Source organism: Microbacterium meiriae (genome assembly GCF_040702565.1).
Classification (GTDB): Bacteria; Actinomycetota; Actinomycetes; order Actinomycetales; family Microbacteriaceae; genus Microbacterium; species Microbacterium meiriae.
Window position 1 is genome coordinate 894,267 of sequence record NZ_JBFBLJ010000002.1, and the last position, 14,199, is coordinate 908,465.

Genomic DNA, 14,199 nt, shown 5'->3' on the forward strand with positions numbered 1-14,199 from the left:
GATGGAGCACAGTGCGCGATTCGAACGGGGGTCAGACGCGACGCATCTCGGCGGCCAGGGCGGGGTGGGCGGCGTCGAAGCGGGCGGCGATGCGCTCGCGCACCTCGGGGGCCTTGTTCTGGCTGAGCTTGGCGCGGGCGTCGAACCGGGTGACCCGGAGCCGCAGGCCCACTGTGCCCTTCGCGGCTCGTCGGGTGCCCGCCTCGTCCTCCGCGAGGCTCCGCCCGTGGGGCTGCCCACCCTCGAAGTGGTCGGTGAGCCGGGTGAGCATGGCGTAGTTCTCCTCCGCGGTCAGGATCTCGGGGGCGCCGGAGAGGTGCGCGGTGACGTGGTTCCAGGTCGGGACGAGGTCTCCCGGCGCGTACAGACTCGAGGACACGTAGTCGTGCGGCCCCTGGATGATCACCAGGACCTCGTGTCGTCCGAGCTCGTGGAGCTCGTCGTCGGGGCGTCCGAAGTGGGTCACGAGCACGATGCCGTCCTCGTCCTCGTCGAGCAGAACGGGGTAGTGCGAGGCGACGAGACCGGTGGAGGTCGGCGAGACGAACGTCGCCCACGGGTGCGCGCGGATGAGGCGCTTGACCTCCTCCGGGTCGGTCATGAGGTAGCGGGGGGTGTGACGCATGGCGCCTCCTGTCGGGTGGGGGTGGGGGTGGGGGGAGAACTGCGGGTGCGGACGGCGAGTCCGGCGCACACGACGACCGCGAGTCCGCCGAGCACCGTGGCCAGGCCGACGTCCTCGTGGAAGAGGAAGGCTGCCCAGGTGATGCCCATGACGGGCTGCACGAGCTGGATCTGGCTCACCTGTGCCATGGGGCCGATCGCGAGGCCGCGGTACCAGGCGACGAATCCGAGGAACATGCTGACCGCGGCCAGGTAGGCGAACGCGAGCCAGGCGGTGGGGGTGGCGACGGGCGGTGCGGCGACCCCGGCGGCGATGGCCACCGCGAGCATGACGGGGGCGGCGAGCACGAGTGCCCAGGAGATCGTCTGCCAGGCACCGAGCTCGCGCGCGAGCAGGCCGCCCTCCGCGTAGCCGACGGCCGCGGCGATCACGGCCCCGAACAGCTGGACGTCGGCGGGGCGGAGCGCGCCGGGCGTGCCGTTCTGCAGGGTCGCGAAGACGAGGGCCGCCGCGGACCCGAGGAGCGCGAAGACCCAGAACGAGGGGGACGGGCGCTCGCGGGTGCGCAGCACGACGGCCACGGCGGTCGCGGCGGGGAGGAGGCCGATCACGACCGCCCCGTGGCTCGCCGGCGTCGTGGTCATCGCGAACGAGGTCAACAGCGGGAAGCCCGCGACCACTCCGAGGGCGACGATCGCGAGTCGTGCCCACTGGACCGGGCTCGGCGGCTGCTGACGCGTGACGAGGAGGGCGACCGCGGCGAGCACGGCGGCGACGACCGCGCGCGCGGAGCCGATGAACAGCGGCGAGAGTCCGCCGCCGAGGGCGATCCGCGTGAACGGGAGCGTGAACGAGAAGGCGACGACGCCCAGCAGCCCCCAACCGGGACCGGCGGCGCGGGATAGCAGTGTTCCGTTCGGACGGATAACGCTACTGTGTTCTTTCATGAGTCAGGATAGCACCGCGCGGATCGTGGCGGGCCTGCGGGCGTGGATCGCCACGGCCGCTCCCGGGGCCCGCCTCCCCTCCAACCGCGCGCTGACGGCGGAGTACGCCGCGAGCCCCGTGACCGTGCAGAAGGCGGTGCAGCAGCTCGTCCGCCTCGGGCTCGTCGAGGCGCGACCCGGGGTCGGCACCTTCGTCCGCGCGGCGCGCACGGTCCTGCCGGCGGACTACGGCTGGCAGGCCGGGGCGCTGGGCGCGGCCGCCGTGCGCCTCGACGGTCTCTCCTCGGCGCAGCGCCCGACCTCGCCGGACGCGATCGGGTTGCACTCCGGGTATCCCGCTCCGGATCTCCTCCCCGAGCGGCTGGTACGGCAGGCCCTGGTGCGCGCCTCCCGGACCGCGTCCGCTCTCACCCGCTCGCCCGCGGCCGGCGAGCCCGGACTGCAGGAGTGGTTCGCGGCGGAGCTGGCCGCGGCGGCCCCGGCCGGGATCACGGTGCCGACCGCCCGCGACGCCGTCATCATCTCCGGGAGTCAGAGCGGACTGAGTTCCATCTTCCGGGCGGTCGTCGGTGTCGGCCGGCCGCTGCTCATCGAGTCGCCGACGTACTGGGGTGCCCTGCTCGCGGCGGAGCAGGCGGGGGTCGTGCTCGTTCCCGTCCCCTCCGGTCCGCAGGGTCCGGATCCGGACGCGGTCGACAGGGCGCTCGCCGAGACCGGAGCCCGGGCGTTCTACGCGCAGCCCACGTTCGCGAACCCCACCGGTGCGCAGTGGCCGGCGGCGACCGGGGAGGCCGTCCTCGACGCGGTCCGTCGCCACGGGGCCTTCCTCATCGAGGACGATTGGGCGCACGACCTGGGCATCGACGCCGAGCCCCGTCCCGTGGCGGCCTCCGACCACGACGGTCACGTGGTCTACCTGCGCTCGCTGACGAAGAGCGTGTCGCCGTCCCTGCGGGTGGCAGCGGTGATCGCGCGCGGTCCCGCCAGGGACCGCATCCTCGCCGATCGCGCGGCGGAGTCGATGTACGTCAGCGGCCTCCTGCAGGCGGCCGCGCTCGACGTGGTGACCCAGCCGGCCTGGCGCACGCACCTCCGCGGCTTCCGCGAGCAGCTGCGTTCGCGGCGCGATCTCCTGCTGTCGTGCCTGGCCGCGCAGGCGCCGACCGCGCTGGTGGAGGCCGTGCCGGTCGGCGGGCTGAACCTCTGGCTGCGGCTGCCGGACGGCACCGACGCCGCCGCGGTCGTCCGCGAGTGCGCGGCGCGCGGCCTGGTCATCGCGCCGGGGAGTGAGTGGTTCCCCGCCGAGCCGTCGGGGGCGTACGTACGGCTCAACTACGCGAGCGCCGACCCGTCCCGCTTCCCCGAGGCTGCGGCGATCCTCGGCGCGGTCCTCGCCGGATCCTGACCGCCTCGAAGGCTCAGGACTCGGACGGCGGCCCGGCAGGGCGGTGCGCCCGGCGCCCGGCCACCACGACGGGCCGCCCCGCCCTCTCCTGACCGGGCAATGGACGCGAGCGCCGGCCGTAGATGAGCTCGGACGAGTCGAGCAGCCACGGCACCAGGGTGATCGACACCCCGTGCACGAGCATGAGCTGGTTCGCGAGGCGACGGGCGCGCCGGTTGTGCAGGAAGTTCTCCCACCAGTGCCCCACGATGTACTGCGGCAGGTAGACCGTGACGACGGAGGAGCCGTGCTTCTCGCGATACTGCCGGATGAACTGCGTCACGGGCTGTGCGAACGAGCGGTACGGCGACTCGACGATCACGAGCGGCACCGGCACGAGGTGGTCCGCCCACTCCTGCTGCAGGCGCGCGGCGTCCTCCTGGGAGACGGCCACGTGCACCGCGAGGGTCTTGTCGTGCTTGGCGGCGATCGCGTAGTCGATGGCCTTCATGACCGGCTTCTGCAGATGGTTCACGAGGACGATGGCGACGTCGCCCGAGGCGCCGAACCGGGTGGTGTCGTCGATCGCGATCTCGTGCTCGACATCCCGGTAGTAGCGCTTGACGCCGATCATCAGGAACGCCAGCACCGGGATGGCGAAGAACACGAGATAGGCGCCGTGCGTGAACTTCGTGATCGTGACGATGACGAGCACGAGCACCGTCAGCGTCGCCCCGGCGGAGTTGATGAGCAGCCCCACCCGCGCGGAACGCCGGTCCGCGGCGCCGTCGCCGCTCGGGGGGACGGGTGCGCGCAGCAGCCGTCGCCAGTGCCGCACCATGCCGATCTGGCCCAGGGAGAAGGAGACGAAGACGCCGATGATGTACAGCTGGATCAGCGTCGTCAGCCGCGCCTGGAACACCACGAGCACGGCGATCGCGGCGATCCCGAGGAGGATCATGCCGTTGGAGAACACGAGCCGGTCGCCGCGGGTGTTCAGCGACTTCGGGGCGTAGCCGTCGCGGGCGAGCACGGCGCCGAGCAGGGGGAAGCCGTTGAAGGCGGTGTTCGCCGCGAGGAGCAGCACGCAGGCCGTGGCCGCCTGCACGATGAAGAACGGGATGCTGCCGCCGCCGAACGTCGCCGCCGCGATCTGCGCCATCAGGCTCGGCTGCGGGGTCGTGCAGTCGAAGCCGATGAGGTCGCAGGGGTTCTCGGCGTAGTGCACGCCGGCGATGAGGGCGAGGGCGGTGAGGCCGGAGAACAGGCAGATCGCGATGGTGCCCATGAGCACCAGCGTCGACTGGGCGTTGCGCACCTTCGGGGCCCGGAACGCGGGGACGCCGTTCGACACGGCCTCGACCCCGGTCAGCGCGGAGCAGCCGCTGGAGAACGCGCGGAGGATGAGCAGCAGTACGGCCGCCTGGCTGAGGCTCTCGGCCTGGACGGCGAACTCCGCGCTGGAGGCGACCGGGGCGTCGCCGAGGGCCGTCCGGACGAGCCCGGTGACGATCATGACGCCGACCGAGCCGATGAACACGTACGTGGGGATGGCGAACACGAGCGAGGCCTCGCGCACCCCGCGGAGGTTCACGATGATGATGAGCACGACGAAGCCGACGGCGAGCTCCACGCGAAGAGGATCGAGACCCGGCACCGCCGAGATGATGTTGTCCACCCCGGAGGCGACCGACACCGCCACCGTCAGCACGTAGTCGACGAGGAGCGCTGCGGCCACGATCACCCCGGGGACCTCGCCGAGGTTCTTCGACGCGACCTCGTAGTCTCCGCCGCCGGAGGGGTACGCCTTGATGAGCTGCCGGTAGCTCAGCACCACCACGAGCAGCAGCACGACGACCGCCGCCGCGACGAGTGGGGTGAACGACAGGAACGTGAGACCGCCGATGAGCAGGATCATCACGAGCTCCTGCGGGGCGTAGGCCACCGAGCTCAGCGCGTCCGAGGCGAAGATCGGCAGCGCCATGCGCTTGGGGAGGAGCTGCTCGTCGACCTGGGCGCTCGTGAGCGGGTCGCCGAGCAGGATGCGCTTGGCGCGCGGCGGCGCGTCCGGGGTCGGCCTCGTTTGTTCTGACACGTCCGGCGACACTACGCCGACCGCAGCCGCCCTCACGCGATCCTCACGGAATCCCTACGGCGCGGTGGCGCTCCCTCACGGAATCCTCACGGCCTCCCGGTATCCTTGCGTCAGTGGGGGATCAGGTGGTTCTGGGGGTCATCGCCGTGGCGATCGGCCTCGCCGTGGGCGTCGTGCTCTTCGTGCCCTTCGTCGCGATCAGCTACCGCCGCCGCGGACGCCTCTCGCTCGGACGCACGCTGCTCTGGCTCGCGGCGCTCGTCTACTTCTGGGCCATCTGGACGTACACGCTGCTGCCGCTTCCCGACCCGGACACCATCCGCTGCGTGGGGGCGATCACCGACCCGATGTCCGTCGTGCGCGACGTGCGGAAGGCGTTCGCCGCTCCGGGCAACCCGCTGCGCCAGCCCGCCCTGCTCCAACTCGTGTTCAACGTGCTGCTGTTCGTCCCGCTCGGAGCGTTCCTCCGCGTGCTGGGCGGCCGCGGCCTCCCCACCGCCCTCGTGGTCGGGTTCGGTCTGTCCCTGCTGGTGGAGACCACCCAGCTCACCGGGGTCTGGGGGCTGTACCCGTGCGCCTACCGCTTCTTCGACGTGGGCGACCTGATGACGAACACGACCGGAGCGGTCGTCGGCTCCGTCCTCGCGCTCGTGGTGCCACGGTCGCTGCGCGGAGTTCAGGCCCGTACCGACGCCGATGAGCCCCGTCCCGTCACGCGCGGTCGTCGCGCGCTGGCGATGCTCTGCGACGGGCTCGCGAACGGCTTCGTCGTCCTCGCCGGGGGCGTCGCGGTGCAGCTGTGGCTCGAGTACGTCGTGCAGGACCGCCAGGCCGTGCTCGACGGCACGCTCGCCGGCACGGTGAGCACAGCGACCGCCTGTGCCCTGTGGCTCGTGATCATCCTCGTCACCGGCCGCTCGGTGGGAGACCTCGCCGTGCAGCTGCGCTACACCGGGTCGCGACTGCCGGCGGCGCTCGCCCGGCTGCTGCGCTGGGCGGGCGGCATCGGCGGACTCACGGCTCTCGGGATGCTCGGCGGGGTGTTCGACGCGCTGTCCTCGCTGCTGATCCTCGTCGCGATCGTGCTGCTGTTCACCACCCGCCAGGGTCGTGGGCTTCCCGGCCTGCTCTCCGGCCAGCACCTCGAGGACGCCCGCGTCACCGCGAAGAGTTGAGCCCATTATGTACATAAGAGGTATTCTGTACTCATGAACACTCTCAGCCGCAGCGTGCCGTCGAAGGACCTGCGCGATCAGCTCGCCGACGTTCTCGGCGGTGTCGCGTACGGGGCGGAGCGGGTGGGGGTGACGCGTCACGGCAAGCTCACCGCGGTCGTGATCGGCGTCGACGATCTCGAGCTCCTGGAAGAGCTCGAGGCTGCGCGAGATGCGGCGGAGTTCGGAGCGGCGAAGGCGGCGGACGACGGGGGTCGAGTCTCGCTCGATGACCTCCGTGCGGAACTCCCGTGACGCGGTACCGCGTCGAGTTCACCACCGCAGCGGCGAAGGAGGTCCGCAAGCTGGATCCTCCGCTCCGTCGGCGCATCCTCGCCGGGATCTCCGACCTCGAACGGGAGCCTCGTCCGCACGGCGTCCGCAAGCTCGCCGGGTTCGACAACGCCTGGCGCGTGCGGATCGGCGACTACCGTGTGCTCTACGAGGTCGTGGACGAGCGGGTGCTCGTCACCGTGGTCCGCGTCGCCCACCGGCGGGACGTCTACGACCTCTGACGGCATCTCGAATCCACAGGGGTTTCCGATCACGGATCGATAACGTCGTCCTCATGAGCGTGATCCCGGTCGACGAGCACCTGATCTCCGAGGCGAAGGAGCTCCGCGACCAGCTGCAGCGCTTCCTCCGCGAGTACGAGTTCGGGATGCGCGAGGTGGAGACGAAGATCTCGATCCTCCGCGACGAGTTCACCCACGACCACGCGTACAACCCCATCGAGCACGTCAAGAGCCGGCTCAAGTCGCCGGACAGCATCGTCGAGAAGATCGCCAGGAAGGGCATCGACGACCCGGACTTCGATCGCATCCGCACGGAGATCACCGACATTGCCGGCGTGCGGGTGACGTGCAGCTTCGTCGCCGACGTCTACCGCCTGTTCGATCTGCTGACCGCGCAGGACGACGTGACCGTCCGCACGGTCAAGGACTACATCGCGAATCCGAAGCCGAACGGGTACAAGAGCCTGCACGCCATCATCGAGGTCCCTGTCTTCCTCTCGACCGGGGCGCTGGCCGTACCGGTCGAGGTGCAGTTCCGCACCATCGCGATGGACTTCTGGGCGAGCCTGGAGCACAAGATCTACTACAAGTTCTCCAACCAGGTGCCCGCGCACCTCGTCGACAGCCTCAGCGATGCCGCCGATGCCGCCGCCGAGCTCGACACCCGCATGGAGCGGCTGCACCGCGAGGCGCACGGCGTGCCGCAGCGACAGCTCGCCCCGCCTCCTCCGCCTGCGCCGCGCGTCGTCGAGGTCTGAGCGCCCCGCCTCAGGCGAGGAACTCGCGGGCGGCCGCGGACATCGCGGTGACCCCGACCTCGATCGTCGGATGGATCTCCGGCGCGAAGAAGGGCGAATGGTTGGTGGGGATGTCCTTCTCCACGGTCCCCGCCGCAAGAGCCTCGGCGAATCGGGCGGGGTCGACGCCGCCCCAGAACCAGAACACGAGCGGGACCTCGGCGTCGCGCGCGAACCAGGAGACGTCCTCGCTGCCCGTGAACATGCCGGGGTCGACGACGGCCGAGTCCCCGAGCGCGCGACGCAGCGCCGAGGAGACCCGCGCCGTCGCCTCCTCGTCGTTGATCGTGGCGGGCAGCGTGTGCTGCGTGTGGATCTCGGGCTCGCGCTCGGCACCGGACGCCATGGCCTCGGCGCGCACGATCCGTTCGACGCTCTTCAGCACCTTCTCGCGCGCGTCCTCGTTCGGATAGCGGAGGCTGAGCTCCAGCTTCGCCTCGGCCGGGATGATGTTGTTCTTGAGTCCGGCGTGGATCGATCCGACGGTCACCACGGCCACGCCCTGCGGGTCGATCTCGCGGGAGGCGATCGTCTGCAGGCGCATCACGGTCGCGGCCGCCATCACGACCGGGTCGATCGTGGCGTGCGGGCGGGAGCCGTGGCCGCCGCGGCCGTGCAGGGTGACGGTGAGGCCGTCGGAGGCGGCCATCTGGGTGCCGCTGCGCACGCCGATGATGCCCGCCGGGAGCGGGGTGACGTGCTGACCGAGCACCACGTCGGGCTTCGGGTAGCGGGCGAGCAGGCCGTCGTCGAGCATGGCCCTGGCGCCGGCGCCGTACTCCTCCGCGGGCTGGATGAGCACGACGAGGGTGCCCGACCACTCCGCGCGCTCGGCGACCAGCTTCTCCACGGCCCCGATCATCGCGGTGACGTGCATGTCGTGGCCGCAGGCGTGCATCACGGGCACGGTGGTGCCGGCCGGATCGACGCCCTTCGCGGTGCTCGCGTACGCCAGACCCGTCTGCTCCTCGACCGGCAGCGCGTCCATGTCGGCGCGTACCCACACGACCGGCCGCGGGAAGTCCTCCTCCTGGGTCCCTGAGCTCGTCGAAGGGCCATCCTGGGTCCCTGAGTTCGTCGAAGGGCCTGTCGAAGGGTTGCGCAGCACGCCGACCACGCCGGTCACGCCGACCCCCTCCTCGACCTCGAGCCCCAGGTCGCGCAGGTGCTGGGCGGCGATGCCCGCGGTCCTGGTCTCCTGGAACGACAGCTCCGGGTGCTGGTGCAGATCGATGTAGAGCGCTTCGAGGTCGATGGCCATGCGCCCGAGCCTAGCCGGGAGGTCAGGGCCGCGCGTAGGACTCCAGTGCCGGTCCCGGATGCAGCACGCCGTTCACGATCGCGCGGATCGCGAACTCGCTCGCGGCGCCGAGGGGGACCACTCCGGGGTGCAGGAGCCACTGGAGCTGCAGGCCGTCCATCACGGCGAGGATGGCGGCCGAGGCGGCGGCGATGGTCGCGGGTTCGGTCACGCCCTCCTGAGCGCAGAGCTCGCCGAACGCCGCCGTCACCTCCCGGCGCAGGGTCGTGTAGCGATCCTCGAAGTACTCGCGGCCGGGGTGGTCGTCGGTCACCGACTCGGAGGACAGGACCGTGTAGGCCTGCACGATGCCCGGCCGCTTCTCGTTGGCGAACGCCGTGCGGACGAGGTGGAGGAAGAGCTCCGGCCCGTCGGGGATGTGCTTCTCGGCGAGGTCGGCCACGTCGGCCTGATCCCGGTAGGCGAGCACTTCGAGGAGGAGCTTCTGCTTCGAGCCGAAGTGGTGAAGGACGCCCGCGTGGGTGATGCCGACCTGTTCGGCGACATCGGCGAGGGTGCCGTTCGTGGAGCCCTTGTTGCCGAAGATCTCCACCGCAGCCTTGAGGATCTGCTCGCGCTTCTCCCGCGTGGCCGGGCGCACCCGGACCGTGTGTACGTCGTCCGTCATGAGCCCACCTCCCCTCGTCGCACTCTGCTTGCCAACCAACTTACTCCTCGGTAACCTCTCCACAGCTTACTTTCTCGACAGTAAGCAAAAGCGCGGTCGGAGGCGATCCGTCGGCCGCGTCGCCGCACAAGGACCCGTGCCCAAGGAGAAGCAATGAAGCTCACGAAAACCCTGATCGCCGCCAGCGCGGTCGCCGTCCTCGGCGTCTCCGCGCTCGCCGGATGCTCGTCCGGAGGGGGCGACGACGCCGCCGCGGGCGAGGCCGTCGCCCTCACCATCGCCAAGCCGGACGGCGCCATCACCACCGAGTCGAACAACCCGTACGTCGGAGACTCGTCCGCCTCGAAGTACGGCTACGGAAAGGTCGTCTTCGAGACCCTTGGCCTCGTCAACCAGACCGGAGACCGCGGGGTCACCCCCTGGCTCGCGGAGAGCATCGAGTGGAACGACGACTACACCGCCGTGACCGTCGTGCCCCGCCCCGACGTCACCTGGAGCGACGGGGAGCCGTTCACCGCCGACGACATCGTCTACTCGTACGAGCTCGTCTCCACGCCCGCGCTGGACACGGCCGGTCTGAAGTTCGAGGGCGCCACCGTCGACGGCGACGCGGTCACCCTGACGTTCGGCGAGTCGAAGTACGTCAACCAGGCGCGCGTCCTGCACGTGCCGATCGTTCCGAAGCACATCTGGGAGAACCTCGACGACCCCGCCACCGATCCCGTCAAGGGCGACGACCTCGTCGGCACCGGCCCCTACGCCCTCTCCAACTGGTCCACCGAGTCGGTCACGCTCACCGCGCGCGACGACTACTGGGGCGGCGACCTCGCCGTGCCCGAGCTGCACTACGTCTCCTACGGCGACAACACCGCGCTGACCACGGCCCTCGCCCAGGGCGAGGCGGACTGGGCGCAGGCGTTCATCCCGCAGATCCAGGAGCAGTTCCTCGACGCCGACCCCGAGCACAACAAGTTCTGGGCCGCCCCGACCACCGGCTCGGCGACGCTCTTCATGAACCTGCAGCAGAAGCCGTTCGACGACCCGACGTTCCGCCAGGCTCTCGCCTGGGTCATCGATCGCGACGCCTACGTGGACATCGCCCGGGAGGGCGCCAGCGAGCCGGTCTGGTCGGTGACCGGACTGTCGTCGATCCTGGACGACGAGATCCAGCCCGAGTTCGAGGGCCAGGAGTACGCCGTCGACGCCGAGAAGGCGCGGGATCTGCTGGAGTCAGCCGGGTACACCTGGAAGGACGACGCGCTGATCGATCCGGACGGCACCCCCGTCTCGTTCACGCTGTCGGTGCCCTCGGGCTGGAGCGACTGGAACACGGCACAGGAGCTCATCGCGGAGGATGTGACCGAGGCCATCGGTGCCGAGGTGAAGATCGACATGCCCGACTGGGGCGGCTGGCAAGTCCCGCGTGACGAGGGCACGTTCTCCGCGATCATCCACTGGCTGGAGGACAGCGGCACCGCTTACGGCCTCTACACCTCGACCATGGACCCCCGCTGGATCTCCCCGGAGGGCATCGCCGGGTTCAACTTCGGCCGCTTCGAGGACCCGGAGGCCACGGCGGCGCTGAACGGCTACGCCAACGCGTCGTCGGACGAGGAGCGCACCACCGCCCTCACCACGCTGCAGGAGATCTTCGTCGAGCAGGTGCCCGCCATCCCGCTCGGCGCGCACCCGCTGCTGGGGGAGTTCAACACCCGGAACTACGTGGGCTGGCCCTCCGAGGAGGACCCGTACGCCTCGGCCGATCCGACCCAGCAGAACATCGTGCAGATCCTCACCAAGCTGGAACTCGCCGACTAGGGCTTCGACAGGCTCAGCCACCCACGGCGGGGCTTCGACAGGCTCAGCCACCCACGGCGGGGCTTCGACAGGCTCAGCCACCCACGGCGGGGCTTCGACAGGCTCAGCCACCCATCTGGGTCCCTGAGCCTGTCGAAGGGCCCGCCCCCACTTAGGAGCACCATGTCAGATCCCCTGCTCACCGTGCGCGACTTCTCCGTCGTGTACGACGTCGACCCGCCCGTCGCGGCGGTGAAGAACGTGACCCTCGAACTGCAGCGCGGCGAGATCCTCGGCCTCGCCGGCGAGAGCGGCTGCGGCAAGACGACGCTCGCGTACGGCGTCCAGCGGCTGCTGCGCGCGCCCGCCGTGATCACGAGCGGCAGCGTCACCTTCCACGACGTGACCGGTGTCGACATCGACATCAACGCGCTGGACGTCGACGCGATGCAGCGATTCCGCTGGGACAAGGTGTCGATGGTGTTCCAGGGGGCGATGAACGCCCTCAATCCGGTGGCGACGGTCGGATCGCAGCTGGAGGACGTGTTCGAGATCCACCGACCCGACATGACCCGGAAGCAGCGCCGAGCCGAGGCGGAGGAGCTGCTCGAGATCGTGAAGGTCGGGCGTGAGCGTGCTCGCTCCTTCCCGCACGAGCTGTCCGGAGGCATGCGGCAGCGCGTCATGATCGCGATGGCCCTGGCGCTGCGGCCGCAGCTCATGGTGATGGACGAGCCCACCACGGCGCTCGACGTCCTCGTGCAGCGGGAGATCCTCACGCAGATCTCGCAGCTGCGGCACGAGTTCGGGTTCTCGGTCGTCTTCATCACGCACGACCTCCCCCTCCTGCTGGAGATCAGCGACCGGATCGCGATCATGCGCGAGGGAGAGATCATCGAGCTCGATACGGCAGAGCGCATCTGGACGCAGCCCGAGCACGAGTACACGAAGACCCTGCTGTCGTCGTTCCCCCGGCTGACCGGGGAGAGAGGAGTGCTGGTGCGATGACCACCCTCGAATTCCGTCACGTCACGAAGGCGTACAACGTCCGAGGCGCCGGCCAGATCAAAGCCCTCGACGACGTGAGCTTCACGCTGACATCCGGGCAGACGATCGGCCTGGTCGGACAGTCCGGCAGCGGCAAGTCCACGATCGCGAAGATCCTCACCCAGCTCGAGACCCCGACTGCCGGCGACCTGCTGCTGGACGGCGCGCCGGTCCCGCGCCGCGGCCGCGGACTGCGGAGATATCGGCAGCAGCTGCGGATGGTCTTCCAGGACCCGTTCGCCTCCCTCAACCCCTCGCACTCCATCCGGTACCACCTGGAGCGGCCCCTCCGTCTCGACGACGTCGTGTCCAGAGCGGAGACGGAGGCCGAGGTGCGCCGGCTCCTGGAGCGCGTGCGCCTCGACCCGGATGCGGTGATCGACCGCCGACCGCACGAGCTCTCCGGCGGGCAGCGTCAGCGTGTCGCCATCGCGCGGGCGCTCGCCTCCCGGCCGTCGCTCCTCGTCGCCGACGAGCCCGTCTCCATGCTGGACGTCTCCATCCGGCTCGGGGTGCTCACCCTCCTCGCCGATCTGCAGCGTGAGGAAGGGCTCGGCGTGCTCTACATCACCCACGACCTCGCCACCGCACGCCACTTCAGCGACGAGATCATGGTCCTCAACCAGGGCCGGGTCGTCGAGTACGGCACGGCGGACGACGTGATCCTCGATCCACAGGACCCCTACACCCGCGCTCTGCGCGCCGCATCGCCCGACCCGGAGAAGCACTTCGCGTCGGCGGCATCGAACGGAGGTGCGCGGTGAGCACGGCTTTTCCGCAGCTCGACGACAACGACCTCATCGCGCAGAGCGCACGGGAGGCGGGGACGACCGCGACGACGGTGGACCGCGGGACCCGGCGCGTGCCCTGGCGCTTCTTCGCCGGACGCGCCGCGTTCTACCTCTTCACGCTCTGGGCCGCGATCACCATCAACTTCTTCCTGCCGCGGCTGATGAAGGGCGACGCGGTGACGTCCTACCTCGCCCGCAACCGCACGGTGAGCCCGGAGGCCGCCGACGCCCTGCGCATCCTGCTGGGGATCGACACCGACAAGAGCCTCTGGCAGCAGTACCTCGAGTACTGGGGCATGCTGCTCCGCGGCGACCTCGGCATCTCGACCCTGCACGGGCTGCGGCCGGTGGCCGAGGTGCTGGGGGCGGCGTTGCCCTGGACACTGGGGCTGGTGGGCATCGCGACGATCATCTCGTTCGCGCTCGGCACCGTCGCCGGCGCCATCGTCGGCTGGAAGCGCGGGAGCAAGCTCGACGCGATCATCCCGGTGACGACGTTCTTCAACACCATCCCGTACTTCTGGCTCGGCCTCATCGCGATCGCCATCTTCTCCTCGACGCTGAAGTGGTTCCCCTCCTCGCATGCCTACGACAAGGGGCAGTCGCCGGAATGGAGTCTCGACTTCATCGGGCAGGTGATCGCGCACGGCACCCTCCCGGCGCTGACGATCGTGGTCGCCTCGCTCGGCGGTTGGGTGCTGGGGATGCGCAACATGATGCTGACCGTGCTCGACGACGACTACATCACCGTCGCCCAGGCCAAGGGCATGCCCAACCGACGCGTGCTCTGGGCGTATGCGGCCCGCAACGCCGTGCTCCCGCAGATCCAGAGCTTCGCGCTGTCGATCGGCTTCATCGTGGGCGGCACGATCGTGATGGAGATGGTGTTCAGCTATCCGGGTGTCGGCAAGCTGCTGCTCGACGCGACCAACGCGAAGGACTTCGCGCTCATGCAGGGCGTGTTCCTCGTCATCACCCTCTCCGTGCTCGTGGCCAACATCCTCGCCGATGTCGTCTACGCCTACCTCGACCCGCGTACCCGCCAGACGGAGTCCTGAC

Annotated in this window: 14 protein-coding genes; 9 read left to right on the forward strand and 5 right to left on the reverse strand. The window is 70.1% G+C overall.

Features of this window, described 5'->3' with window-relative positions; translation table 11 throughout:
* Window positions 1–31 precede the first annotated feature (31 nt).
* Complete coding sequence (locus AB0310_RS11755) at window positions 32–625, reverse strand: FMN-binding negative transcriptional regulator (RefSeq protein WP_366237310.1); 594 nt, start codon at window positions 623–625, stop codon at window positions 32–34.
* Window positions 598–1,572 (reverse strand): DMT family transporter, encoded by a 975-nt coding sequence (locus AB0310_RS11760; protein WP_366237311.1) that lies wholly within the window; start codon window positions 1,570–1,572, stop codon window positions 598–600. Before AB0310_RS11760 ends, AB0310_RS11755 begins: the two co-directional genes overlap by 28 nt.
* Here AB0310_RS11760 and AB0310_RS11765 point away from each other — a divergent pair.
* Window positions 1,571–2,977, forward strand: coding sequence for an aminotransferase-like domain-containing protein (locus AB0310_RS11765; protein WP_366237312.1), 1,407 nt, complete (start codon window positions 1,571–1,573; stop codon window positions 2,975–2,977). The two genes, AB0310_RS11760 and AB0310_RS11765, sit on opposite strands and share 2 nt — an antisense overlap.
* Window positions 2,978–2,990: 13 nt before the next feature.
* Here the strand turns inward: AB0310_RS11765 and AB0310_RS11770 are convergent, their stop codons facing one another.
* Window positions 2,991–4,940 (reverse strand): APC family permease, encoded by a 1,950-nt coding sequence (locus tag AB0310_RS11770; protein ID WP_396654778.1) that lies wholly within the window; start codon window positions 4,938–4,940, stop codon window positions 2,991–2,993.
* Window positions 4,941–5,164: 224 nt separating this feature from the next.
* On the opposite strand from AB0310_RS11770, the gene AB0310_RS11775 reads away from it, so the two are divergent.
* The 4 genes from AB0310_RS11775 to AB0310_RS11790 are packed head-to-tail and all read left to right on the forward strand — an operon-like array spanning window position 5,165 to window position 7,538.
* Window positions 5,165–6,226, forward strand: a complete 1,062-nt coding sequence (locus AB0310_RS11775; RefSeq protein ID WP_366237313.1) for a VanZ family protein — start codon at window positions 5,165–5,167, stop codon at window positions 6,224–6,226.
* 33 nt (window positions 6,227–6,259) lie between these two features.
* Window positions 6,260–6,520, forward strand: a complete 261-nt coding sequence (locus AB0310_RS11780) for a type II toxin-antitoxin system prevent-host-death family antitoxin (RefSeq protein WP_085604709.1) — start codon at window positions 6,260–6,262, stop codon at window positions 6,518–6,520.
* On the forward strand, window positions 6,517–6,780 hold the full coding sequence (locus AB0310_RS11785) for a type II toxin-antitoxin system RelE family toxin (RefSeq protein ID WP_187663053.1): 264 nt from the start codon (window positions 6,517–6,519) through the stop codon (window positions 6,778–6,780). The genes AB0310_RS11780 and AB0310_RS11785 overlap by 4 nt, the downstream gene beginning before the upstream one ends.
* A 53-nt stretch (window positions 6,781–6,833) precedes the next feature.
* Window positions 6,834–7,538, forward strand: a complete 705-nt coding sequence (locus AB0310_RS11790) for a GTP pyrophosphokinase (RefSeq protein WP_259954947.1) — start codon at window positions 6,834–6,836, stop codon at window positions 7,536–7,538.
* A 10-nt stretch (window positions 7,539–7,548) separates the two neighbouring features.
* On the opposite strand, the gene AB0310_RS11795 is transcribed toward AB0310_RS11790, so the two are convergent.
* Both AB0310_RS11795 and AB0310_RS11800 read right to left on the reverse strand, forming a co-directional pair.
* Window positions 7,549–8,838: an amidohydrolase gene (locus AB0310_RS11795; RefSeq protein ID WP_366237314.1), complete on the reverse strand. Its 1,290-nt coding sequence runs from the start codon at window positions 8,836–8,838 to the stop codon at window positions 7,549–7,551.
* A gap of 22 nt (window positions 8,839–8,860) precedes the next feature.
* Entirely contained in the window at window positions 8,861–9,505 is a 645-nt protein-coding gene (locus tag AB0310_RS11800) for a TetR/AcrR family transcriptional regulator (protein ID WP_187663056.1), read from the reverse strand.
* A gap of 153 nt (window positions 9,506–9,658) precedes the next feature.
* Here AB0310_RS11800 and AB0310_RS11805 point away from each other — a divergent pair, with 153 nt between their 5' ends.
* The 4 genes from AB0310_RS11805 to AB0310_RS11820 all read left to right on the forward strand — a co-directional run bounded on the left by AB0310_RS11805 (window position 9,659) and on the right by AB0310_RS11820 (window position 14,198).
* Window positions 9,659–11,323 carry an ABC transporter substrate-binding protein gene (locus AB0310_RS11805; protein WP_366237315.1) on the forward strand — a complete coding sequence of 555 codons (1,665 nt, stop codon included), beginning with the start codon at window positions 9,659–9,661 and terminating at the stop codon, window positions 11,321–11,323.
* Window positions 11,324–11,485: 162 nt separating this feature from the next.
* Window positions 11,486–12,310 carry an ABC transporter ATP-binding protein gene (locus AB0310_RS11810; protein WP_366237316.1) on the forward strand — a complete coding sequence of 275 codons (825 nt, stop codon included), beginning with the start codon at window positions 11,486–11,488 and terminating at the stop codon, window positions 12,308–12,310.
* Complete coding sequence (locus AB0310_RS11815) at window positions 12,307–13,113, forward strand: ABC transporter ATP-binding protein (RefSeq protein WP_187663059.1); 807 nt, start codon at window positions 12,307–12,309, stop codon at window positions 13,111–13,113. The genes AB0310_RS11810 and AB0310_RS11815 overlap by 4 nt, the downstream gene beginning before the upstream one ends.
* The gene (locus AB0310_RS11820) at window positions 13,110–14,198 is read left to right on the forward strand and encodes an ABC transporter permease (protein WP_187663060.1); all 1,089 of its coding nucleotides are present in this window, start codon (window positions 13,110–13,112) and stop codon (window positions 14,196–14,198) included. The genes AB0310_RS11815 and AB0310_RS11820 overlap by 4 nt, the downstream gene beginning before the upstream one ends.
* Window position 14,199: the final 1 nt, after the last annotated feature.